22 protein-coding genes, 1 tRNA gene and 1 pseudogene are annotated in these 21269 nt (G+C 70.0%); 10 read left to right on the top strand and 14 right to left on the bottom strand.

From position 1 onward, the window contains the following. Positions 1-169: 169 nt before the first annotated feature. Positions 170-2029 (top strand): MFS transporter, encoded by a 1860-nt coding sequence (locus ACIOHP_RS11565; RefSeq protein ID WP_361538318.1) that lies wholly within the window; start codon positions 170-172, stop codon positions 2027-2029. A gap of 7 nt (positions 2030-2036) precedes the next feature. Here ACIOHP_RS11565 and ACIOHP_RS11570 read toward each other — a convergent pair whose 3' ends face one another. The 3 genes from ACIOHP_RS11570 to ACIOHP_RS11580 are packed head-to-tail and all read right to left on the bottom strand — an operon-like array spanning position 2037 to position 4539. After that, entirely contained in the window at positions 2037-2903 is an 867-nt protein-coding gene (locus ACIOHP_RS11570; protein ID WP_401885962.1) for a MerR family transcriptional regulator, read from the bottom strand. A 56-nt stretch (positions 2904-2959) separates the two neighbouring features. Continuing rightward, entirely contained in the window at positions 2960-3466 is a 507-nt protein-coding gene (locus ACIOHP_RS11575; protein ID WP_401885964.1) for a glutathione peroxidase, read from the bottom strand. 47 nt (positions 3467-3513) lie between these two features. Further along, positions 3514-4539 (bottom strand): ArsR/SmtB family transcription factor, encoded by a 1026-nt coding sequence (locus ACIOHP_RS11580; protein WP_401885968.1) that lies wholly within the window; start codon positions 4537-4539, stop codon positions 3514-3516. Between the two features lie 71 nt (positions 4540-4610). Here ACIOHP_RS11580 and ACIOHP_RS11585 point away from each other — a divergent pair, with 71 nt between their 5' ends. Then, on the top strand, positions 4611-5849 hold the full coding sequence (locus ACIOHP_RS11585) for an MFS transporter (RefSeq protein WP_401885971.1): 1239 nt from the start codon (positions 4611-4613) through the stop codon (positions 5847-5849). On the opposite strand, the pseudogene ACIOHP_RS11590 reads toward ACIOHP_RS11585, so the two are convergent. The 5 genes and pseudogenes from ACIOHP_RS11590 to ACIOHP_RS11610 all read right to left on the bottom strand — a co-directional run. Beyond that, a pseudogene (locus ACIOHP_RS11590) lies at positions 5820-5924 on the bottom strand (DUF397 domain-containing protein); the annotation flags it as partial. The gene ACIOHP_RS11585 and the pseudogene ACIOHP_RS11590 sit on opposite strands and share 30 nt — an antisense overlap. Further along, on the bottom strand, positions 5921-6754 hold the full coding sequence (locus tag ACIOHP_RS11595; RefSeq protein ID WP_401885973.1) for a Scr1 family TA system antitoxin-like transcriptional regulator: 834 nt from the start codon (positions 6752-6754) through the stop codon (positions 5921-5923). The gene ACIOHP_RS11595 and the pseudogene ACIOHP_RS11590, both read right to left, overlap by 4 nt. Positions 6755-6795: 41 nt before the next feature. After that, entirely contained in the window at positions 6796-8802 is a 2007-nt protein-coding gene (locus ACIOHP_RS11600; protein ID WP_401885976.1) for a tetratricopeptide repeat protein, read from the bottom strand. Then, entirely contained in the window at positions 8799-9215 is a 417-nt protein-coding gene (locus ACIOHP_RS11605) for a hypothetical protein (RefSeq protein WP_401885979.1), read from the bottom strand. Before ACIOHP_RS11605 ends, ACIOHP_RS11600 begins: the two co-directional genes overlap by 4 nt. 1 nt (position 9216) lies before the next feature. Further along, positions 9217-10197 carry a toll/interleukin-1 receptor domain-containing protein gene (locus tag ACIOHP_RS11610; protein ID WP_401885982.1) on the bottom strand — a complete coding sequence of 327 codons (981 nt, stop codon included), beginning with the start codon at positions 10195-10197 and terminating at the stop codon, positions 9217-9219. 185 nt (positions 10198-10382) lie between these two features. On the opposite strand from ACIOHP_RS11610, the gene ACIOHP_RS11615 reads away from it, so the two are divergent. Continuing rightward, positions 10383-11495 (top strand): GNAT family N-acetyltransferase, encoded by a 1113-nt coding sequence (locus tag ACIOHP_RS11615; RefSeq protein WP_401885985.1) that lies wholly within the window; start codon positions 10383-10385, stop codon positions 11493-11495. Between the two features lie 113 nt (positions 11496-11608). Further along, positions 11609-12847 carry a DegT/DnrJ/EryC1/StrS family aminotransferase gene (locus ACIOHP_RS11620; protein WP_401885987.1) on the top strand — a complete coding sequence of 413 codons (1239 nt, stop codon included), beginning with the start codon at positions 11609-11611 and terminating at the stop codon, positions 12845-12847. 28 nt (positions 12848-12875) lie between these two features. Here ACIOHP_RS11620 and ACIOHP_RS11625 read toward each other — a convergent pair whose 3' ends face one another. Further along, complete coding sequence (locus ACIOHP_RS11625; RefSeq protein WP_351682896.1) at positions 12876-13100, bottom strand: cold shock domain-containing protein; 225 nt, start codon at positions 13098-13100, stop codon at positions 12876-12878. A gap of 159 nt (positions 13101-13259) precedes the next feature. Between ACIOHP_RS11625 and ACIOHP_RS11630 the strand changes: the two genes are divergently transcribed. Genes ACIOHP_RS11630 through ACIOHP_RS11640 form a run of 3 tightly spaced genes read left to right on the top strand, consistent with a single transcriptional unit; the run spans position 13260 to position 14517 of the window. Then, entirely contained in the window at positions 13260-13625 is a 366-nt protein-coding gene (locus ACIOHP_RS11630; RefSeq protein WP_401885989.1) for a hypothetical protein, read from the top strand. Then, a complete protein-coding gene (locus ACIOHP_RS11635) occupies positions 13622-14083 on the top strand; it encodes a hypothetical protein (RefSeq protein WP_401885991.1) in 462 nt (153 codons plus the stop codon). Before ACIOHP_RS11630 ends, ACIOHP_RS11635 begins: the two co-directional genes overlap by 4 nt. Positions 14084-14133: 50 nt before the next feature. Further along, positions 14134-14517: a peptidase inhibitor family I36 protein gene (locus ACIOHP_RS11640; protein ID WP_351682887.1), complete on the top strand. Its 384-nt coding sequence runs from the start codon at positions 14134-14136 to the stop codon at positions 14515-14517. 70 nt (positions 14518-14587) lie between these two features. Here ACIOHP_RS11640 and ACIOHP_RS11645 read toward each other — a convergent pair whose 3' ends face one another. The 4 genes from ACIOHP_RS11645 to ACIOHP_RS11660 form a co-directional block, all read right to left on the bottom strand. Continuing rightward, positions 14588-15352, bottom strand: a complete 765-nt coding sequence (locus ACIOHP_RS11645) for a hypothetical protein (protein ID WP_401885993.1) — start codon at positions 15350-15352, stop codon at positions 14588-14590. A 120-nt stretch (positions 15353-15472) separates the two neighbouring features. Further along, complete coding sequence (locus tag ACIOHP_RS11650; RefSeq protein ID WP_401885996.1) at positions 15473-16147, bottom strand: polysaccharide deacetylase family protein; 675 nt, start codon at positions 16145-16147, stop codon at positions 15473-15475. Beyond that, on the bottom strand, positions 16147-16827 hold the full coding sequence (locus ACIOHP_RS11655) for a glycoside hydrolase family 11 protein (protein WP_361485142.1): 681 nt from the start codon (positions 16825-16827) through the stop codon (positions 16147-16149). The genes ACIOHP_RS11650 and ACIOHP_RS11655 overlap by 1 nt, the downstream gene beginning before the upstream one ends. 455 nt (positions 16828-17282) lie before the next feature. Further along, positions 17283-17504, bottom strand: a complete 222-nt coding sequence (locus ACIOHP_RS11660; protein WP_266891077.1) for a hypothetical protein — start codon at positions 17502-17504, stop codon at positions 17283-17285. A 301-nt stretch (positions 17505-17805) separates the two neighbouring features. Here ACIOHP_RS11660 and chvE point away from each other — a divergent pair, with 301 nt between their 5' ends. The 3 genes from chvE (at position 17806) to ACIOHP_RS11675 (ending at position 21126) form a co-directional block, all read left to right on the top strand. After that, complete coding sequence (gene chvE / locus ACIOHP_RS11665) at positions 17806-18903, top strand: multiple monosaccharide ABC transporter substrate-binding protein (RefSeq protein WP_361538292.1); 1098 nt, start codon at positions 17806-17808, stop codon at positions 18901-18903. Between the two features lie 108 nt (positions 18904-19011). After that, entirely contained in the window at positions 19012-19773 is a 762-nt protein-coding gene (locus ACIOHP_RS11670; protein ID WP_361538290.1) for an IclR family transcriptional regulator, read from the top strand. A 99-nt stretch (positions 19774-19872) separates the two neighbouring features. Then, positions 19873-21126, top strand: coding sequence for a PP2C family protein-serine/threonine phosphatase (locus tag ACIOHP_RS11675; protein ID WP_401886001.1), 1254 nt, complete (start codon positions 19873-19875; stop codon positions 21124-21126). Between the two features lie 44 nt (positions 21127-21170). Here ACIOHP_RS11675 and ACIOHP_RS11680 read toward each other — a convergent pair. Continuing rightward, positions 21171-21246 (bottom strand) — tRNA-Arg (locus ACIOHP_RS11680). Positions 21247-21269 lie beyond the last annotated feature (23 nt).

Below are 21269 nucleotides of genomic sequence, written 5' to 3' on the forward strand. Positions count from 1 at the left end.
GATCCTGTATGCACCCCGTCGACCGGGTACCCGTCAGGGCGCCCGTCGGCGGGCTGCGTGCTAGCGTCACGAATCGGGGCAGGTCGCCGCTCCCGGAGACGCAGCCGTGAACATGGCCGGAACGGGACGCGGCCGAGAACAGAAGACGGGACACGGGGAGTGCCTGAAGGTGGCCACAGCCGAGCCGACACGCGCCGACGACGCCGATCCGGGCCCGGGTACCGGCCCGCGAATACGTGTGCCCGCGCCGCGTGACGGCGGGGAACGCACGAGCAGTCCCGCGGAGGAGCAGCCGTCGGCTGCGTCCACCGCCTTCCTCGCTCTGCGTGAGCGGCTGCTGAGACACCCGGCCCTCTCCCTCACCGCCCTGTCCGGTGTGCTCCACATCGTCTGGTTCTTCACCTTCGCCAACAGCGGCGGCGACCTGGCCGCACAGGACGCCTGGGCCGAGTTCGTCGGCCGCCACCCGGACTCGGCGTACAACCTCGCCTGGTACGGCGGGATGCACCCGGTGTCGTACAGCGTGGTGTCGCCGTATCTGATGTCGGTTCTCGGTGTCCGTACGACGATGATGATCGCGGGGACGATCTCCGCCGGGCTGCTCACGATGATCCTCATCCGCAGCCGGTCGGTGCAGAACCCGCTGTGGGCGGCGCTCGCCGGGCTCGTCGCCTTCCTCTGCAACGCCGCCTCGGGGCGGGTCACCTTCGGCCTGGGCACGGTGTTCGCGCTCGGCGCGGTCGCCGTCGTGTTCTGCTGGCCGCACCGCTGGCGCTACAAGCGCTGGGCGAAGGCGCTGTGCGCGGCCCCGCTGGCCGCGCTCGCCACGATGGCCTCGCCGGTCGCGGGACTGTTCGTGGGGCTGGTGGCCGCGGCGCTGTTCCTGCAGAAGCGGCGGCCGGGCGCGTGGGCGCTGGGGCTCGCGCCGACCGCGGTGGTCGCGGTGTCGGCCTGGCTCTTCCCGTTCTCGGGCACCCAGCCGATGGGGTTCGGCTCGGTGATCCTGCCGTTCGCGTACGGCGTCCTCGTCTGTGTGCTCGTCCCCAAGGAGTGGAAGACGGTCCGGCTGACGGCCGGGGTGTACTCGCTCGGTGTGGTCCTGGTCTGGCTGATCAGCTCGCAGATCGGGACCAACATCTCGCGGCTGCCGATGCTCTTCGCCGGGGTCGTGCTGGTGGCGGCGCTGCCCTTCGCGGTGCCGCGCTCCCGCAAGTGGTACGCGATCGTCCTGTCCATCGCCGTGTTCACCGGCTGGATCGGGTTCAAGTCGGTCGACGACGTCGTCCACACCACCCCGGCCGCCTCCTGGGCCCGCGAACTGGCCCCGCTCGTCAACGAACTCCAGGGGGTCGGCGCGGAGAAGGGCCGCGTCGAAGTCGTGCCCGCGCGCTCCCACCGCGAGGCCTCCGCGCTCGCCCCGTACGTCAACCTGGCCCGCGGCTGGAACCGCCAGGCCGACATGGAGCGCAACCCGCTCTTCTACGACGACACCCTGAACTCGGCGAACTACCACGAGTGGCTCGGCCGCTGGGCCGTGCACTTCGTGGTGCTGCCGAAGGACGCGCCCGACGGGGACGGCGGGGAGCGCGAGCGGGAGCTCGTGCAGCGCGGGATGCCGTACCTCAAGCAGGTCTGGGGCGACGCCAACTGGCAGCTGTTCAAGGTCACCGACCCGGCCCCGCTCGCCGAGCCCGACGCGGTCGTCGAGCGCGCCGAGCAGGGCGAGTGGACCCTCCAGGTGACCAAGCCGGGCCGGATCCTCATCCGCATCCCCTACTCGCCGTGGCTGAGCATCGTCGACGCCGAGGGCAAGAGCCTCGAGGGCCCCCGGGAGACGGAGGCGTCCAAGGACCGGCCCGACGGCGAGCCGAAGTCGTACGACAACGTCAACGGCTGCCTGATGGAGACGGAGGAGGACGTCCACGGCGACAAGTGGACCGAACTGCTGGCGCCGAAGGCGGGAACGTACCGGTTGGCGGCGCCCTATCAGCTGCCGCGCGGGACGCCGTGCCCCGACGAGCTGAAGTGAGTGCGGCTCACCTGACCGGGAACGCCACGTCGCACACCGCGTCGTCCGGTCCCGCCGCATCCCAGTCCGCGAAGTAGATCTCCCGGCAGGGCCCGGCCTGTTCCAGGCCCTGCGAGGTGATCCACTCCTCCACCGCCTCGAACGCGGCCAGGATCTGCGGATGGGCCACCTGGGCCTTGGTGATGCGCGTGTACGCGAACCGCTGGGCCGGCTCGACGCGGACCCGGGTCTCCCAGGCCCGCCCCTGCTCCGCCGCCCACGCCCGTGCCGCGGTCTCGTCGGCGACCGGCACACAGGACTCGGCGGGGCCGTCGCTCTCCATGGAGACCTCGGAGTAGTAGACGACGAACGGCGCCGCCGTCGCACCCCCGCACGCCCGCGAGGCCCCCTCCAGCCGCCCCAGCGACGCCCCGATCCACGTCGGCAGCTCGTCCGCCAGCGTGTGCCGCTTTTCGGCGATCACCACCTGCTCCGGCAGCCGGACCGTCTCCACCACGAACTTCCCGTACATCTCGGAGCTCCTCCCCGACAGTCGTCCACGGAGGTACTCGGCGAGCGTCCGCTGCCCCGCCACCCGCGCCTCGACGTCCGCCCAGTACGCGGCCAGCACGTCCGCGCCCGCGGTCCCGCCCGCCTCGACCACCTCGGCGATCCGGGCGAGCGGCATGTCGAGCTGCCGCAGCATGGCGACGAGCCGGGCGCGTTCGACCTGGCCGGCGCGGTAGTAGCGGTAGCCGCTGGCCGCGTCCACATGGGCCGGGGCCAGCAGGCCGAGCCGGTCGTACAGCCGCAGGGCCTTGGCCGAGAGGCGGGCCCGCGCGGCGAACGCGCCGATGGTGAGCAGTTCGTCGGTCACCGGTTCATCCTCCGTCACCGGGCGGCTTCTTCCGCCCGGTGACCAGGAGGCTCAGCCCTGCCCCAGGGGCAAGGTCAACCGGCGAGCTGCGCCTCCACCGCGGCGACCAGTTCGTCCGACTCCGGCTCGGTCTGCGGCGAGAAGCGGGCGACGACCGTGCCGTCGCGGCCGATGAGGAACTTCTCGAAGTTCCAGCGGATGTCCCCGGTGTGCCCCTCGGCGTCCGCGAAGCCGACAAGGCGCTCGTAGAGCGCGTGCCGGCCCTCGCCGTTCACCTCGACCTTCTCGGTCAGCGGGAAGGTCACGCCGTACGTCGCCGAGCAGAACTCCGCGATCTCCTCGGCGCTGCCGGGCTCCTGCCCGAGGAACTGGTTGCAGGGCACGCCGAGGACGGTGAAGCCGCGCTCGGCGTACCGCTCCTGGAGCTTCTCGAGCCCGTTGTACTGCGGGGTCAGCCCGCACTTGGAGGCCACGTTCACGACGAGAACGGCCTGGCCGGCGTACTGGGAGAGGTCGGCGGCGCCGCCCTGGAGGGTGTCGACGTCGACGGCGAGGGGGGAGGTGCTGTCAGAAAGCGTCATAAGCGGATGCTAGGCGCTCCGCTGGGGGCGGCCGAACGAAGGTCGTATTACGGCTGCGGGCCGTCCGTGGCTGGTCGCGCCGTTCCCCGCGCCCCTTTGGGGCGCGGACCGGCACCCGGCGCCTCGACCAGCACGTCCCCCGCCGCAGTCCGGTCGTACAGCACCGACCGACCCGCCCGCCGCCGCTCCACCAGCCCCGCGTCCAGGAGCACCCGCAGATGACGGCCGACCGAGCCGAGTGACTGGCCGGTGACGGCGACGAGCTGGGTCGTGCTCATGGGGGAGCCGAGCAGTGTGAGCACCGTGGCCCGCGCGGGCCCGAGCAGCGCGCCGAGCCCCGCCGGGACCGGCCGCCGGTCGTGGTCCTCGGCGAGCACCCCGGAGCACGGGTAGACCACGGCGTACCGCTCCCGCCCCTCCCAGGACACCCAGCCGCGTCCCGTCGTCACCGGGACGAACGCCAGCTCGGCCCCGGAGGCGATCTCCCGCGGCGGATACTCGTGCAGGTTGACCTGGAACCGGCTGCCGCCGAGCCAGCGGGTCCAGGGCCGCAGCGAGTCCAGTACGGCGGCCCAGCCTCCCTGGCTCACCTGCGCGGTCCGCGCGACCACGTCGGCCTCCAGAACGCGCCGCCGACGGTCCCAGTACGGCCGTACGGTCTCCTCCCAGACGTACGTGAGGAGCGCGGCCGCCCGCTCGGGCAGGTCGTCCCGCTCCAGGACGGCGGGAAGCGGTCCGGCGAGGGACACCCGGAGGTTGGCGCGGGCCGCTTCGGGGGCGGCCGCCCGCACCCGGACCACCGTCTCCTCGAAGGTCTCCCCGGCGCACGGCGTGGGGCAGATGAAGTCGGCGATCCACGACCTGAGCCCGGCGTCGACGAGCGGTCCCGCCACCGGGTCGGCAGCGAGCAGCGCCCGGTACCCCGGCAGATGCGCGCGCAGCCACGCTTCCTCGCCCGAGTGGGCGCCGACCCCCGCGTGCAGCAGCTTCAGGCTCGCGAAGGTCTCCGCGAACGGGGAGACCAGGAAGCGGCTGCGGGCGAGGGTGTCGGCGTCGATCAGCCACAAGCCCATGCGTCGTACGACCTTTCGTGTCTGCGCGAAACATTAACGACCGACCGGTGATCGCTCCGAGACTCCCGTCCATGCGCAGCTACCGCGACCTGTTCCGTACCCCGGAGTTCACCCCCTTCTTCCTCTCCTACGCCGCCTTCAACGCGGCCCTGACGATCGGCGGTCTGTCGCTCGCGACGCTGGTCTACCGGGCCACGGACTCGCCGCTGCTGGCGGCGCTGAGCATGTTCGGCCCGCAGCTGGCGCAGGTACTGGGCGCGACCTTCCTGCTCTCGGGCGCCGACCGGCTGCCCCCGCGGGCGACGCTGGCCGGGATGGGGCTCGCCTTCGCGGCCCTGACGGCGGTGCTGGCGGTGCCCGGGCTGCCGGTCTGGGCGGTCTTCGCGGTGGTCCTGGTACAGGGACTGATCGCGTCGCTGGGCGGGGGAGTGACCGGCGGGCTGCTGAACGAGATCCTCCCCAAGTCCGGTTTCGTGCTGGGGCGTTCGATGTTCAACATGGCCTCGGGCCTGATGCAGGTTCTGGGCTTCGCGATGGGCGGCGCGCTCCTGGCACTGCTGTCCCCGCGCACCTGCCTGCTCCTGGCGGCCGCCCTGTATCTGACGCAGGCCCTGGGCTACCGCCTGGGCCTGACCGCCCGCCCGCCCCGCACCTCGGGCCGCCTCTCGGTCACGGCGACCTGGCGCAACAACGCCGTCCTGTGGTCCTCACGCCCCCGCCGCCTCACCTACCTGGGCCTGTGGATCCCCAACGGCCTGGTCGTGGGCTGCGATTCCCTCTACGTCTCCTACGCCCCGGAGGCCGCGGGCGCGCTGTTCGCGAGCGGGGCGCTGGGCATGTTCGCCGGTGACGTGTGGGTGGGCCGCTTCGTACGCCCCGCGCTGCGACCCCGGCTGGCCACCCCGCTGCTCCTGCTGCTGGCGACGCCGTACCTGCTCTTCGCGTTCCACCCGCCGGTCGCTGTCGCGGCGCTGGCGGTATGCCTCTCCAACGTCGGCTTCGCCGCGAGCCTGGTCCAGCAGGAGCGGCTGATGTCCCTCACCCCGGACGACATGGCGGGCCACGCGCTCGGGCTGCGGTCCGCCGGGATGCTCACCATGCAGGGCGTGGCGGCGGCGCTGGCGGGCACGGTGGCCCAACTGACGTCCCCGGCGACGGGGATGACGGTGATGGCCGCTGCGTCGGTGGCGGTGACGCTGGCTCTAGTGGCGGCCGGCAAGCGTGAGGAACGACGTCCAGGTGTCGGGCGTGACGGTGAGGGCGGGGCCGTCGGTGTGCTTGGAGTCGCGGATGTGGATGGTGTGGGGTGAGGTGGCGACTTCGAGGCAGTTACCGCCCTGCTCGGTGCTGTAGCTGGACTTGAACCACTCAAGTGCGGTGCTCATCGCTCTCCTAGCAGACGGTCCAACAGGTCTCTGGACTCCTGGGGGTTGAGAGCCTGTGACCGCAGCATCGCATATTTGAGTTCCAGGACGGACACCTCGTCGGGGTCGGCGATCATCCAGCCTTTGCGCTGGCCCTCGACGTAGGCGAGGTGCTGGTGGTCGAGGGTCTCGATGAGAACGAAGGGGCCGGAGAGTCCGGCGTGGAAGTCCCGGCCCACCGGCATGACCTGGATCGTGATCCCGGGCAGGACGGCCCACTCACGCAGGCGCCGCAGCTGTCCGTCGCGCACCTCGTCCCCACCCAGCCGATCCATGAGAGTCATCTCGGAGAGGATGAAGGTCGCGGTCGGTGGGACCTTTCGGGTCAGGACCTCCTGACGCTCGACGCGCGCCGTGACACGCTGCTCGATCTCGCCCTCGGTCAAGGCGGGCACCTCGTTCAGGAAGACCGCACGGGCGTACGCCGGGGTCTGCAGGAGGCCCGGCACGGCCTGGTTCTCGAACGACGACAGGGCCAACGCCTCCCGCTCCAGGTCGATGTACTCCTCCGCCCACCGCGGGAACAGGTCGACCTCGGGCATGTGCGCCAGCGCGACGGCCAACGCACCTTTGGTGTCCAGGAGTTCGTCCAGCAGCGCCGCCAGATCCTCCTTCAGCGTCCGTCTGCCCTGCTCGATCGACGCGATGGTCTCCTCGTCCACGCCCACCCGCTCGGCGAGCGCCACCTGGGTCAGCCCGGCCGCCCGCCGAAACGTACCGACGAGACTCCCGACCATCTTCACGGCGGACGCGTTCTTCCTCATCCGCGAGCTGCGGCTCTTGTTGCTCATGCGGAGGAACTGCCCATCGGGCGGCGTACGTTCACCCTTGGTCACCCGTACAAGTCATTTGTACGGGTGACCACGGCCGACGCCGTGCGGGCACGGTCGAGGGCGCTGCGGCTGTCCTGGGTGTAGGGGTGGGTGTCGCCGAGGGCCTGCTCGCGCTGCGCGAGGGCCGCCTCCATGAGGGGAATGCCTCGTTGCCAGTCTCCGGCGGTGTTGTAGGCCTGCGCGAGGTTGTGGCGTGCGGTGAGGGTGTTGGGGTGGGTGTCGCCTAAGACCTGCTCGCATTGGGCGAGGGTGGTCTCCAGCAGGAGAGTGGCTCGCTCCAGGTCCCCCGCGGCGTGGTAGGCGCGCGCGAGGCCGTGGCGGGCGCCGAGAGTGTTGGGGTGGGTGTCGCCGAGGATCTGCTCGTACTGGGCCAGATTGGCTTCCAGCAAAGGGATGGCTCGCTCTAGGTCCCCGGCGTCCGCGTAGGTGTCGGCGAGGTTATGGCGTGCGGTGAGGGTGTTGGCGTGGGTATCGCCGAAGGTCGCCTCGGTCTCTGCGAGGCTGCTTTCCAGCAGGGGGATGGCTCGTTCGAGGTCCCCGGCGGTGGCGTAGGCGCTGGCGAGGTTGTTGCGCGCGCCGAGGGTGTTGGGGTGGGTGTCGCCGAAGACATGCTCGCACTGGATGACGATCTGCCGACGCAAGCCGACAGTCTGGGCGTCTCGCTGTTGCCGGGACAGATAGGCGGAGGCTGCCTGATAGGCGAAGAGCATCCCGACGTTCACACGGTCCGCCGGCGCGTTCTCGGCCAGAGCGGTGATGTGCGGGAGGATCCGCCGCCAGCGGTCCGTACCGAGGCTGTCGTCATCGACTCCGGATGGCAAGACCTGCTGAACGGCCTGCTCTGCGTTCTCCCTCCCTTCGGCCGGCTCCTTGTCGCGGATCACCGTCTGCACCAGTCGATGGACGCTGATGTTCCGCGCATCGGTGAAGCTGACCATGTTGTAGGCGTGCAGCACGCCCAGCGCCCTGTTCAACGCGACCCCGTCCGGCGCCAGCGGTGCGAGGAGCGCCCGGGGGATGTCGTCCGGAGCCAGCCACGCCATAGCGTTCAGCAGCACCACCGCGAAGGGGTTCCGTCCGCTGACCGCGGTGATCGTCTGATCCCAGATCCGCGCGATCGTCCGCTCCGGATCGATCCCCTCGCTCGCCTCGTCCAGCACCAACCCCAGTGAACGTCGATACTCATCCAGCCCGGCCCCCGTCTCATGGACATAGGCCCCCGCCTGCTCCAGAGCCAGCGGCAGACACCCCAAGTCCCGCGCCAACTCCGTAGCCGCCTCCCACTCCTCACCCGACGGAGCCCGCCCGGGAATCGACAGCCGGGTCAGCAGATCGACCGCGTCCTCCAAAGGCAGCACTCCCAGAGCCATGGTCCGCGTGGTCACCACATGCCACCCCGTCGCCTTGCGACTGGTCGCCAGATGATGCCCCCGATGCAGCGTCCCCACATACGGCTTCAGCACCGCCGGATCCTCGACGTTGTCGAAGACCAGCAACCACCCCTCATGCTCCTGGAGCCACAGCACCGCCCAGGCCGCCCGCTCGTCCGACCCCACCGCTCCCGCCCACTGCGGGCACAGCGCCATGGCCAGCCCCGCCAGACCCGACACGATCGACTCGGCGCTCTCCGCGGTGATCCACCACACCAGCGAGTACGACTCCCGGTACTCCTGGGCGTAGTGCAAGGCCAGCGAGCTCTTCCCCACCCCGCCCAACCCATGGATCGCCCGCACGGCGACCTGCTGAGTCACCGCGGCCGAACCACCCCCGGTCAACAGCGCGCGCAGCTGGTCGAGTTCACTGCCCCGCCCGACGAACACCTCGGTAGCCGACCCCGGCAGAAACCCCGCCCCCGCCGACGCCCCGACGGTCCGCGCCCAGTGCACGGCCTCCGCAGGTAGCACAACGACCCGCGCGTTGTCCCCACTGACCGCGACCCCGATCGACTCACCCGCCGAGATCGCCCGCTCCCCGGAAGCCGAAGCCCCCGACCCCGCCTCGCTCATCGCTTCGACGAACCGTGACCGTCACCGGTGATGGCGATCCCGATGTTCCCGCCCGCGGCGATCGACCGAGCCCCCGACGCGATGACCGTCGTACCGCCCCCGCTCGGCAACAGCGCGGCCAACTCCCCCTCCAACTCAGGATGCTTCCGCAACGCCCGCCGGATCTCCTGGCGGAGAACCCCGAGCGCGTCCTCGTTCCCCGGCTCGGCGGCCGCCTCCCGAACCGCCTCCGTCAGCCCCTCGCGCCCGCGCTCATCGACCCGGCGGTGCGTCGTCCGCAACAGCTCCCGCCCGACCTCGGCCCCCGCCCCCGCGCCGGCCACGGCCGCACTCGTCAGCACCTCATCGCCGTACACGCCCAAGGACTCCCTCAGGAACGGCGTCATCCCCTGCACGAACTCGGCGTCCGCCATGTCACATCCCCCTGTCCGACAACGCTCCGGGTATCTCCTCCTGCCGAGGCGGCCACCCCGGAATCACGTACGCCGCCCGGAAGTTGGCCACGAGCCACTCACGGCCCATTCGCCTCATCAGCAACGACCGCTCCGGCGAGCCCCCGTCCGACGAGCCCATCGCCACGATCGCGTGGTCGGGGCCGACCTGGCGCGGAGTCCCCACGGGACCCCAGGAGGACGGGTTCACGGTGGCGAAGTGGTCCCGCAGCACCTCCACCCTGCCCTCCAGCAGCAGCTCGGACAGCGCGTGCCGCGGCCGCTCCTCCGCCAGGGCGTGCGCCAGTTCGTCCCGGTCGTGGTCCCGGACCTCCGGGTGGGCGGAGTTGGCGGTGATCCAGTCCTGGGCGAGGGCGAGACGGAGGTCGGGGTCGAGCCGCCTCCAGACCTCCCGCGCATTTCCCAGATACAGGTCGATCTGCCAGTCCCGGGCCGCGTCCTCCGGCCGGGAGCCGAGCGTGACGGGAACGGCCCCGGGGCTTCCTCGCAGGACCCGGAGAAGCGGGGCGAGGTCCCCGTCGCCGGTCTCGCCGACGACGTACGACGTCGTCAGGTTCAGTGGCACGGGGATCAGCGGCCGGTCCTCCTCCCGCAGCACGACCGGCAGGTACCGCGCCTTGTCCTGCCGCCCGTGATACAGCCCGGCGGTGATCAGCGCGCCCTCCCACCTGACCCCGGACCCGACGCCCTGCGGCGAGTCCCGGTTGAACCGCTCCAGATAGACCTCGGTGACCACGACCAGCACGAAGTCGGCCCTGGTCAGCTCGCGCCGCATCCAGTCCGGCCACGACTCGGGCGGCTCGTGCTCCTCGAACTGGTCGATCCAGGCGTCGATGCCCGCGTGGCGGAGCCGGTTCGCGAGGTTGAGGACCGCCTTGCGGTGTCCATCGCCGTCGTGCGAGTACGAGATGAGCACACGGACATCGGGAACGGGCACGGCCATGAGATCAATGTAGGGGTCGCGCAAACGCGGAGGGAACGGAACCTCCCACTCCGTACGGTTCCGTTACGACAGGCACTCTTGACAGTCTGCGTACTGTTTCGCGACGTTTGAGCCTCACCGCACTCTGTGCGCGTGGCAGGACGCGGTAGACGCGTCGTGGGGGGAACTGGGGGGAGCGGTCGCCCATGCGATCCACGAGCAACTCCATGAGAAACCGGATCACGATTCACAGACCCGAGGAGCTGGGCGGAGAGCTCCGTGCGGCCTGGCACCGGGTGACGGACGAGTCGCCCGACTTCGGAAACCCGTTCCTGGCACCGGAGTTCGCGGCCGGAGTCGGAAAATACCGCGGCGGGGCCCGGGTGGCGGTCCTGCACGAGCACGGGGAGCCCGTCGGCTTCTTCCCGTACGAACGCAACGCCTTCGGTGTCGGCCGGGCCATCGGTCTGGGCCTCTCGGACTGCCAGGCGCTGGTCCACCGTCCCGGAGTCACGTGGGACACGGGGGAGCTGCTGCGGGCCTGCGGTCTCTCGGTCTTCGAGTTCGACCACCTGGTCGACGAGCAGAAACCTCTCGGCCGGTACGTCACCGGGACGTTCGCGTCCCCGGTCGTCGATCTCAAGGCGGCCGAGGGGACGACGTATCCGGAGTGGCTGCGCGGCTCCTATCCGGGACTCGCCAAGACGGTTCTGAAGAAGGAACGGCGGCTGGCCCGCGACCTCGGTGAGCTGCGGTTCGTCTTCGACGAGCGGGATCCGGCGATGCTGCGGCAGCTGATGCGGTGGAAGTCGGCCCAGTACCGCCGCACGGGCCGTATGGACCGCTTCGCCCGCCCCTGGATCGTCGGTCTCACCGACCACTTCTTCCAGATGCGCGAGGAGCACTTCACCGGCGTCCTGTCGGTCGTCTACGCCGGTGACCGTCCGGTCGCGGCCCACTTCGGCCCCACCTCGCGCACCGTGTTCGCGGCCTGGTTCACGGCGTACGACCCCGAACTCCGGTACTACTCACCGGGGTTGATCATGCATCTGCGGATGGCGGAAGCGGCGGGCCGGCAGGGCGTGCGGGTGATGGACCTGGGGCGCGGCGACAAGGAGTACAAGGATTGGCTCAAGACCCGTGAACTGCGCGTCGGCGAGGGTTTCGCGTACCGGCCCCACCCGGTCGCCGCGACCCACCGTCTGTGGCGCAGACCGGTCAGGGGCCTGCGGAACACGGTGCTGGCGCATCCGCGGCTGCGGGAGCCGGCGGACCGTCTGCTGAAGACGATCGGCGGTCTGCGCGCGAAGACGCGCTGAACCGGTCGTCCGGCCTCGCGTCCGAGAGCGCACAGCGCTCCCGGGTGCCCCTTCGGAGATCCCTCTCGCTGGGGCTCCGATCCCTTCATGACTCCTTGCTGGAAGAGGTGACGATGCCGTACGGATCGCGGCTCGCCGCGACGATGACACGGCGGCTCGGACGGGAATGCGTCTACACGCCCTCGGCGCGACTGGCCCTCTACCTGGCCCTGCGGCGCTGGTGCCGCCCGGGCGGCCGGGTCCTGATGTCCCCGGTGAACGACGACGTGATCCTCTTCGTCGTCCTCGCGGCCGGCCTGCGCCCGGTGCAGGCCCCGGTGTCGCCGTGGGACGGCAACATCGACCCGGCGGCCGTACCGGAGTCCACCTGGCGCGGTGTGGACGCGGTGCTGACCACGAGTCTGTACGGGATGCCGGACCGGATCGTCGAACTGCGCGACCGCTGCGAGCAGTTGGGGATACCGCTGATCGAGGACGCGGCGCATGCGATCGGCACGCACGTGGACGGGCAGCCGATCGGCACGTTCGGCAAGGCGGCCGCCTTCAGTCTCTCCAAGCACGTGGCGGGAATGGCGGGCGGCTTCCTGGCGGTCGAGGACGCGCGGGCACGCAGGGAGCTGGAGCTGCTGCGGGACGACCTGCTGACACCGGCGAGGCTGACGGCGGACCTGTCGACGGCCCTGCGCCCCCTGGCCCGTTCCACGGTCCGCGCGCTGCGTCTCGTACGCCCCACCTGGCGCACCATGCAGCGCCTGGGCCTTCTGGAACGCGACGCCTTCCGCATGTCCCTGCACGCACCGAGGCTGTCGCTCTGTGCCCACGAGGCTCCGAGCCTGCTGCCGTACGACCCCTGGATCCGCGTGGACCTGCACGACTACCGCGCCCGCCACGGGCGACTGGTGCGGGCGGGCCTGAACCTGCGCATGAACGTGCTGGACGAGAACCTCTCCCGCCGCAGAGAAGGCGTCACCCTGCTGTCAGGCACCCCCTGGGCCTCCCCGGCTCTGAACGACCGGGCGGCCCACCACGGCCCCCTGCCCCTGTTCCGGGTCCCCCTGCTGGTCGAGGACCGCGACGCCCTCGTGGAACGCCTGGTCAGCCACGGAATCGTCTCCGGCTACATCTACGACCCACCCCTGGACGACTACGCGGGACCGGAGTTCACCGACCCGTCCCCCGACCCCACCGCGGCCCGCTGGTTCGCCTCCCACGTCCTCCCGGCCGACCCCCTGCTGGCCCGCAGGATGACAAAAGCCCTGACCAAGGAACGCACGAAAACAGCCCATCCCCCGACCCCGGTCCCCCCGAAGCCCGTCCCGGACACCACACCACCGGCACCGCTGGGCCAGTGAGCGGACGGGGGAGGACCGGACCCGGCTGTCAGGTGGGACGTACCACGATGCTCACGGCGCGGTAGTCGTAGCCGTCCTGCTTGAAGCCCGGGGCCTCCCAGACGAGTTCGACCTGCTGGCCGGGGGTGAGGGTGCGGAACCCGGGGCGTTGGATGTCGGCGTAGTGGCCGAAGCAGCCGCCGGGGGTCTCGGGGCTGTCGAGGACACCCCAGCCTTCTTCGTCGCGCCACTCGCGGACCGTCGCCATCACCATGAAGGGAACTCTACGAGCGAAGGCGGTGGCGGGGACATCGGATTACCGCAATACGACTACTCACCGTAATGAGTGGTGCCGACGTTCACGGTGTGTAGTGGGGATGGTGCGCGGGAAGGCAGCGCGTGCACCATCCAACCCCTGTCCCCAGAGGTCCCTTTGAGACGTTCGGCTGCCCTCGCTCTGCTGTGCGCGGCGCTCGTGCCCACCCTCGCCCCCACCCCCGCCTCGGCCCTGCCCGGCCACGTCTGCTTCTGGCCCGAGCCGGGGGAGACCGGCGCGGGCGGCGGCTGGTGCTACGACCCCGGGCGCGGCGGCTTCGCCGTACCCGCCGACCGTGTGCTCCGGCATGCCAAGTCGTTCGGCTCCCAGGTCGACAAGACCGTGTACGCCCTCCACTTCCCCGCCCACGGCCCCTGTCTGCAGCGCGTGATCCGCGGCGGCGACTACTCCGAGAACTGGGAGTGGTGGGACAAGCTCGACGCGGTCGACACCACCCCGCACGCCGACTGCGAACCGGGGTGAAGGCCAGGACCGCCGCCGTGGCCTGTCTGCTGGCCGCGCTGACGACGGCCTGCGGCACCGCACGCGAACCGGCCGTGTCGCTCACCCCGGACGACACCCTCAAGGCCGCCCAACTCCTGCTCACCGACCGCTGCTTGACCGACCGCGGCCTCACCCCGCCCCGGCCCGGCGGCCCTGCCCCGAGCAGCCGCGTGGACAGCGCGCTGTTCGGCACGGGCCGGCCCGAGCTCTCGGTGAAGCTGCCCGGCGGTCTCGTCGTCGCCCACCACACCGACGGCTGTCTCGCCGGGGCCGAGCGCCGGCTCTACGGCGACCAGCGGCGCTGGTTCCGGGCGGTGACGCTCGTCAACAACCTCAAGTCCCGCGCGCCGCGACGGGATCGGGCGGCGTATCGGCAGATGCGGACGCACGCACTGGCCGAGGCGAGAGCGCTGCTCAGCGCCGCACACCACCAGTGACCAGCCACCAGTCGGCACCCACCGCAAGAACGCAAGGAAAGGCACCTTTCATGAAGCAGTCCGCAGCCCTCGTGGCGGCCGCCCTGCTCGCCGCCGCGGCGAGCCTGACCACCGCCACCCCGGCCTCGGCGGCAAGCTGCCCCAGCGGCAACTTCTGCGTCTGGACCGACGCCAACTTCGGCGGCCAGCGCATGAACGCCTCGGGCGACGACGAGTGGTGGGAGAGCTGGATCGCCGACACCGACTCCTCCTGGGCCAACCACGGCATCTCCGGGCCCGGCGTCAAGGACCACGTCAAGGTCTACGAGTCGGCCATCCAGTTCCCCTCCACCGGCGGCGCCATGACGATCTGTCTGCGCCCCGGCGACGAGGTGGGCTACAACGCCACGGCCAACGACCGCGGCGACGCGCATGTGTGGTCGATGGGCTGCTGACCCGGACACGGCCGAGGGCCGGTTCGCAGGCCTCGACCTGCGAACCGGCCCTCGGCCGCGCGGGATACGGTCAGCGCACGTCGACGAAGTCGCCGGTGGCCTTGACCGCGGCGGTCGTCGCGGTGCCGCCGAAGCTCCAGCGCCAGTAGCCGTCCTGGGCGGCCTTGACGGTCGTCCTCAGCTTGCCGGTGCCGTCGCTCGTCACGGTCTTGACCGTGGTGTACGTGGCACTGTTCTTCGGCCGGAACTGCAGCTTGACCGGCTGCGAGGTGTAGCCGGCGTACACGTACTTGTCCCAGTTGGCGCGGGCCAGCTTGCCCGTGACCGTGATGGTCCGGCCCTTGGTGACGGGCTCGGGCGAGGCGTCGACACCGAGCGTGGAACGCCGCTTCACGGGGTGGGTCTGGTAGACGCCCCCGTAGTAGTCACCGTCCTTGGCCTGGAACTGGACGTACACGTCCCAGGGTCCCGCGAGGGTGTTGCGGGGCAGGTCGATGTCCTTCTCCAGCTGGACGCCGAGCTTGCAGTTCGACGTCGTGGCGCTGACGGCGGTGCACGTGGGCTTGCCGTGGAACGACCAGTAGTCGTCCCCCTTCTCGCGGTCGATCGCCAGGAACGCGAGGTCCTTGCTGATGCCGGAGTCGTCGGAGACGGTCACCGCGATCGTGAACGACTCCGTACGGGACGTACCGAAGACGATGGACTTGCCACCGTTCACCGACACCTTCTCGATCACCACTCCCGTCTCGGCCGCGGACGCGACCGGGGCGGTGAGCACGGAGCCGGCAAGGAGGAGGGCGCCGCCGAGAGCGGCGCCCATGACTGCTGCACGCATGGATCCCCATTTGCTTCGAGCCGGCCGCTGACCCTGGAACCCCCCAGGTCACGGGCACGGCAGGTGCGATGAGGATACGACATTCCCGCGTACGGCGGTCGGGTGTCGTCCGGTCGGCTGCTAGCCCGGGGCCACGGCGCGGCCGGTCGTGGGGGAGATCATCCCGGAGCACAGCCCCTTGGCGGCCAGCGTCTGGGCGATGCGCGGGATCGCCGCGCGGGTGTTGGCGGGCCAGTCGTGCATGAGGATGACCTGGCCGTTGGTGAGCCGGCCGGCCGCCGCGACGATCGCGTCGGTACTGGCGTTGTTCCAGTCCTGCGAGTCGACGTTCCAGATGATCTCGGTCAGCCCGTATCTGGCCGCCACGGCCTTCACCGTCGCGTTGGTCTCGCCGTACGGCGGCCGGAACAGCTTCGGTGTGCCACCGCCCGCGTTCGCGATCGCCTGCTGGGTGCGGGAGATCTCCGAGTCGACCGTGGCCTGGCTCTGCTGGGTCAGGTGCGGGTGCGTGTAGCTGTGGTTGGCGACCCACATCCGCGCGTTGACCTGTGCCCTGACCAGGGACGGGTTGGCGGCGGCGTACTGGCCCTGGTTGAACATGGTGGCCCTGAGGCCGTTCTGCGTCAGGGAGTTGAGCAGGGCGGTGGTGCCGCTGCCCGGGCCGTCGTCGAAGGTGAGTCCGACGTATCCGGTGCAGGCGGCGGGCTGTGCGGAGGCGGCGGTGGGGACGGTGAGGGTGCCGGCGGCGGCCAGGGCGGCGGCGGCCAGTAACGGTAGGTGCGTCCGGGTCCTCATCAGGCCACCGTGATGCTGGAGTTGCCGCTGCTCTGGTAGCCCTCGGTGGCCATGATCATGTAGTAGCGGAAGCTGCCGAGGGTCATCCCCGCGCGGGCCCACGCGTCGAAGTGGTTCCCGGTGGTGATGGAGCCACCCGTCCGCCTGGACTGCCGGACGCTCCAGTACTGGTTGAAGGTGCGGGTGCCTTCGACGGACGGGGCGTTGTACCGGGTGGTCTGGTAGATGTCGTACGTCCCGCCGTCACTGGTGACGTTGCCCTTGTACGTCCCCGTCGGCCGGTAGGTCCCCCAGCTGTCGACGATGTAGTACTCGACGAGCGGGTTCGACGTCCAGCCGTAGAGGCACAGGTAGGCGTTGCCGGACGGGTTGAAGGACCCCGAGTAGCTGACGGTCCTGCGACTGCCGTTGCTCCATCCCTTGCCCGCGACGAAGTTTCCGGTGTTCCTCCATGAGGTGCGGTAGTTCCCGCCGGAGCTCAGGGTCATGGAGACGGTCCCCGGTGCGTCGGTCCAGAACGAGTAGTAGTACCCGTTGTCCGTTCCGGTCTGGTTCGACGTGATCACCGTGTCCGCGTGAGCGGTCCCCGGCAGGGCCACTCCGGCCGCGACCGCCAGCGCGGTGGTGCCGACACCGCTGACGAACGTCCTGCGGCTCATGGGTGCGGGTGCGTCGTTCATGTGCCTGCTTCCTCTCGTCGAGTAGCTCGGTCATCGACAGCTTTGGAGTGACCCTGACAACTGTCAATGGTTTCGGTAATTGTTTCGAAACGTTCGAGCGACGAGAGGAAAGCTCGTGTGAGTGTCTTGCCTGCTCAGCGCCCCTGTTTGAGGGGTCGCGCCGAGACTGAACGACCATGCCTGCCTGGGCAAGATCAAGGCAGGGCTTCGACTTTACGAATGTTTCGGAGATTTTCCGATCAAGAGGAGGTCTGTACGTCCTCGATCGGGAAGGTTTCGTCGTCCCCGAAGTCCGGGGCTTGGAAGGGGTTGTTCGCCGGGGGCGGCGATGCCGCGGCGGCGGAGCTGGGCGTCCCTTCCGGGGCGGAGAACAGCGAGTTCACGTCGATGAGAGATGTTCCGTTCGGTGCGGAGCCATGAAGAGAGCCGCGGTGCCCTGATGGGGCACCGCGGTCCTACAGCTTGCTCATCTTGGTGTACGGGCTCAGGATCCGCTGTCGGACGGAGCCGAAATCGACGAACGCCGCGATTCCGTCCTCGATGCCGATCACGCGGCCGAGGCCGTACATGTCGTGGGTGACCTGGTCGCCCACCGCGAACTCCTTGGGCGGTGGTGCCACCGGGGCCTTGAAGGGGCTGGTGGGCAAGTGACGCTTCGGTGCAGATGGCTTTGTCATTGTGCCTAGTATGCGCCCGCGCGGCGCCGCGCGGGGCAGTCGTCCATATCGGAGTGACGACGCTTTGATGACTCCTGTGCATGGCGGGGTCGCCGTCGGGGCTCCTGATCCCCTCACAATCCCCTCCGATCGCACCTTTCTGTGACCGTTCCTGTTCGCACCGTTGACACCACGTGCACCTCCCCTTACTGTCCTCGCCAATATTCCGATCATGCGACGACATTTCGAACGGCTTGAGTGAGGTCCGCCGGCTGATCACTCGCCATCTCCTCAACGACGAGAAGAACAAGGAACGATCACGATGCTCAATCGAAGAGCCGTCCTCGCCGGAGCCGCCTTACTCGCCTTCCCCTTGTCCGCCTGCGGCAAGGAGAGCGAGGGCAGCTCCGCGGGCTCGTCCGGGGGCGGCTCCGTGGGCGGCACCGTCGGCATCGCCATGCCGACCCGCGCCTCCGAGCGCTGGCTGACCGACGGCAAGACCCTCGTCCAGGGTCTGAAGGCCATGGAGTACAAGACCAGGCTGGTCTACGGCGACGACGACCCGAAGGCCCAGGTCTCGCAGCTCGAGAAACTGATCCAGCAGGGCGTCGACGCACTGGTCATCGCGGCCATCGACAACACGTCGCTGAACGGAGTGCTGAAGAAGGCGGCCGCCGCGGAGATTCCGGTGATCGCCTATGACCGGCTCATCCTCGGCACCAAGGACGTCGACTACTACGTCTCCTTCGACAACGAGATGGTCGGCCGGATGCAGGCCCACTTCATCATCGAGAAGCTCGGCCTGGAGGACGGCGAGGGCCCCTTCAACATCGAGCTGTTCGCCGGTTCCCCCGACGACAACAACACCAAGTACTTCTTCGACGGTTCGATGGCGCTCCTCCAGCCGTTCCTGGACAGCAAGCAGCTGATCGTCCCGTCCGGCCAGACCGAGCTCGACAAGATCACCACCCTGCGCTGGGACGGGCCCACCGCGCAGAAGCGCATGACCGACATCCTCAACGGGTCCTACGGCGCCAAGAAGGTCGACGCGATCCTGTCGCCCTACGACGGCATCTCCAGGGGCGTCCTGGCCGCGCTGAACCTGGACGGCTACGGCACCGGCGCCAAGCCCCTCCCCGTCGTCACCGGCCAGGACGCCGAACTGGCCTCGGTGAAGTCGATCATCGCGGGCGGGCAGTCGCAGACCGTCTACAAGGACGTCCGCCGGCTCGCCGACGCCGCCGCGAACATGGTCGACGAGATACTCAACGACCGCGTGGTCTCGATCGACGACTCCGTGACCTACAAGAACGGCGTCAAGCCCGTACCCGCCGTCCTCCTGCAGCCCACGAGCGTCGACAAGTCCAACTACGACGTGCTGATCTCGGACGAGTACTTCACCGCCGACGAGCTCAAGTAGCGGCGCGACCCCGATGCGAAAGGCCCCGGACCATGAGCGGTCCGGGGCCCGAGTCGCGAAGGGGGCGTGCGCCTTGCCTGTGTCGTGTGCTCGGCGCACGCTGGTCGTATGGGTGTTCACGATGGTGGCCCTACGCTCATCACTTCCGTGCGGCGGGCCCTCCGGCTGCTGGAGGCGGTGAGCGCGCACGAGAACGGCGCGCCGGCGAAGCAACTGGCACGTGAGACGGGACTGCCTCTGGCCACCGCGTATCACCTGCTGCGGACGCTGGTCCACGACGGATACGTACGGAAGCTGGACGACGGCGGGTTCGTCCTGGGCGACAAGCTGCAGACGCTGCACACCACGGGCCGCGGGCAGGCGCTGCTCAGCCGTGTCCGTCCCACGCTCGCCGCTCTGCGGGACGAGCTCGCGACCGCCGCCTACCTCACCTTCTACGAGGAGGGCGAGATCCGGGTCGCCGAGATCGTCGACGGCCCTCAGGCGCCCCGTGTCGACCTCTGGGTGGGATTCGAGGACGCGGGGCACGCCACCGCGCTGGGCAAGTCCGTGCTGCGGGAACTGGACGACGAGGCCCGCAAGGACTACCTCTCCCGGCACCACCTCGCCGACCTCACACCACGGACCATCACCAGCCGTCCGGAGCTGCTCCGGCGACTCGACTCCTCCCCCGTGGCCCCGGCTGTCACGGACCTGGAGGAGTATGCCCTCGGTACGGTCTGTGTCGCCGTGCCCGTCTACAGCGGGGACACGCTCGGCTCGCTCGGCGTCTCCCTGCGGGCGGACCGGCTCTCCCGACTCGAGGAGATTCTGGAGCGGCTGGTCCCGACGGCGAGTCGCGTGACCAGGGGCCTCTCGCTCACTATCTGAAAATCCTCTCCTTGTGGCGCCCGGGCCGAACCTCTTTCCTGAATGAAAGAGACATTTCGGGAGTGCGCCCCGCGCGCAGGTGAGGACTACGGACGAAGCATGAGTCACGCCCGAGACCGTGGTGGCGACCACTGGCCGATACGGCCGTCCAGGAACCCAGCGGCCCGTGCCGGGTCGGCGGCCCGGAAGCGTGCCGTCGTACAGTTGGCCGCCGGTACGCCCGTACTGCCCGTGCTGATCGTCTCCGTCGTCGTGCTCATCGATGTCGCGTGCGGAGCAGGGACGATCTGGCTGCCACTGCTCGCGGCCGGGCCCGCGCTGGCCGCCACCACCAGCGGGCCGCGCGGAGTCCTCTGCGTCGGTCTTCTCGCCGCGGTGCTGGGCGCGACGTTCGGAACCCGGGACGGTGTTCCGGGACAAGAACTGACGGCTGTGCTGTCCGCCCTGGCGGCCGTCACGCTGGCAAGTGGCCTCGCCAGCGCGCTGCGCGGGCGTCGTGAACGGGTGCTCGCGGCCGTCCGCTCGGTCGCGGAGGCCGCCCAGCACGCGCTCCTCAAGCCCGTACCGGCGACTGTCGGCCCGTTCCAGGTGGCCGTCCGCTACAGCGCCGCGGCGGCGGAGGCCCGTATCGGCGGGGATCTCTACGCGCTGGTGCCCACCCCGTACGGGGTCAGGCTGATCGTCGGCGATGTGCGCGGCAAGGGGCTGCCGGCGGTGGGGACCGCCGCACTCGTACTCGGTGTCTTCCGTGAGGCCGCCTATGACGAGCCCGATCTCCTCGCCGTCGTCGACAGGATCGAGCGGAGCCTGGCGCGCAACCTCGGCAGCGACGACTTCGTCACCGCCGTGGTCGCCGGGTACCCGCAGGCAGGCCACCTGGAGGTGGTCAACTGTGGACACGCGCCTCCGCTGCTGGTGCGTGAATCCGGCGCCGTCCTGGCGGTGGAGCCCGCTCACCCGGCCCCGCCCCTCGGGCTGCGCGCCCTCACGAACGAGACCCCCAGCCTCCAGGTGCTGCCCTTCGCCGACGGGGATCAACTGTTGCTCTACACCGATGGGGTCACCGAGGCCCGCAACCACGGCCGTGAGTTCTACCCGCTCGCCGAAGGGCTGGCCCGCCACTTGTCCGCCGACCCGGCCGCCACCCTCACCGCGCTCCATGACGAACTGCTGGCGCATGTGGGCGGCCGACTGCACGACGACGCGGCGCTGCTCCTGCTCCGCCAACCTGCCGTTTCCGAAGCGACAGCTCTCAGCCGCGGGCTGCGGAAGGCAGGCTCCCGAGAAGTTCGTGTCCTGCCGATTCGTCCGCTCGTGCAAACGGCCCCGGACGAGAAGTCCGAGGCCGGATAAAGCGCCTCCCTGGGGGACAGCCCCCAGAGAGGTGATGTAACGCGTGGTGCCCTCGGCAGGATTCGAACCTGCGACACCGGCTTTAGGAGAGCCGTGCTCTATCCCCTGAGCTACGAAGGCATGGTGCGGACCGGGAGGCCTGT

The sequence above is a fragment of the Streptomyces sp. NPDC087859 genome, assembly GCF_044742595.1.
Taxonomy (GTDB): Bacteria; Actinomycetota; Actinomycetes; order Streptomycetales; family Streptomycetaceae; genus Streptomyces; species Streptomyces canus_F.

What these genes read in the sequence shown, in the direction of transcription:
- ACIOHP_RS11655 (WP_361485142.1), bottom strand. Translation starts at nt 16,827, where the DNA reads ATGAACGACGCACCCGCACCCATGAGCCGCAGGACGTTCGTCAGCGGT.
- ACIOHP_RS11615 (WP_401885985.1), top strand. Translation starts at nt 10,383, where the DNA reads ATGCGATCCACGAGCAACTCCATGAGAAACCGGATCACGATTCACAGA.
- ACIOHP_RS11660 (WP_266891077.1), bottom strand. Translation starts at nt 17,504, where the DNA reads ATGACAAAGCCATCTGCACCGAAGCGTCACTTGCCCACCAGCCCCTTC.
- ACIOHP_RS11580 (WP_401885968.1), bottom strand. Translation starts at nt 4,539, where the DNA reads ATGGGCTTGTGGCTGATCGACGCCGACACCCTCGCCCGCAGCCGCTTC.
- ACIOHP_RS11620 (WP_401885987.1), top strand. Translation starts at nt 11,609, where the DNA reads ATGCCGTACGGATCGCGGCTCGCCGCGACGATGACACGGCGGCTCGGA.
- ACIOHP_RS11670 (WP_361538290.1), top strand. Translation starts at nt 19,012, where the DNA reads ATGGGTGTTCACGATGGTGGCCCTACGCTCATCACTTCCGTGCGGCGG.
- ACIOHP_RS11575 (WP_401885964.1), bottom strand. Translation starts at nt 3,466, where the DNA reads ATGACGCTTTCTGACAGCACCTCCCCCCTCGCCGTCGACGTCGACACC.
- ACIOHP_RS11595 (WP_401885973.1), bottom strand. Translation starts at nt 6,754, where the DNA reads ATGAGCAACAAGAGCCGCAGCTCGCGGATGAGGAAGAACGCGTCCGCC.
- ACIOHP_RS11610 (WP_401885982.1), bottom strand. Translation starts at nt 10,197, where the DNA reads ATGGCCGTGCCCGTTCCCGATGTCCGTGTGCTCATCTCGTACTCGCAC.
- ACIOHP_RS11650 (WP_401885996.1), bottom strand. Translation starts at nt 16,147, where the DNA reads ATGAGGACCCGGACGCACCTACCGTTACTGGCCGCCGCCGCCCTGGCC.
- chvE (WP_361538292.1), top strand. Translation starts at nt 17,806, where the DNA reads ATGCTCAATCGAAGAGCCGTCCTCGCCGGAGCCGCCTTACTCGCCTTC.
- ACIOHP_RS11640 (WP_351682887.1), top strand. Translation starts at nt 14,134, where the DNA reads ATGAAGCAGTCCGCAGCCCTCGTGGCGGCCGCCCTGCTCGCCGCCGCG.
- ACIOHP_RS11675 (WP_401886001.1), top strand. Translation starts at nt 19,873, where the DNA reads ATGAGTCACGCCCGAGACCGTGGTGGCGACCACTGGCCGATACGGCCG.
- ACIOHP_RS11645 (WP_401885993.1), bottom strand. Translation starts at nt 15,352, where the DNA reads ATGCGTGCAGCAGTCATGGGCGCCGCTCTCGGCGGCGCCCTCCTCCTT.
- ACIOHP_RS11600 (WP_401885976.1), bottom strand. Translation starts at nt 8,802, where the DNA reads ATGAGCGAGGCGGGGTCGGGGGCTTCGGCTTCCGGGGAGCGGGCGATC.
- ACIOHP_RS11585 (WP_401885971.1), top strand. Translation starts at nt 4,611, where the DNA reads ATGCGCAGCTACCGCGACCTGTTCCGTACCCCGGAGTTCACCCCCTTC.
- ACIOHP_RS11605 (WP_401885979.1), bottom strand. Translation starts at nt 9,215, where the DNA reads ATGGCGGACGCCGAGTTCGTGCAGGGGATGACGCCGTTCCTGAGGGAG.
- ACIOHP_RS11625 (WP_351682896.1), bottom strand. Translation starts at nt 13,100, where the DNA reads ATGGTGATGGCGACGGTCCGCGAGTGGCGCGACGAAGAAGGCTGGGGT.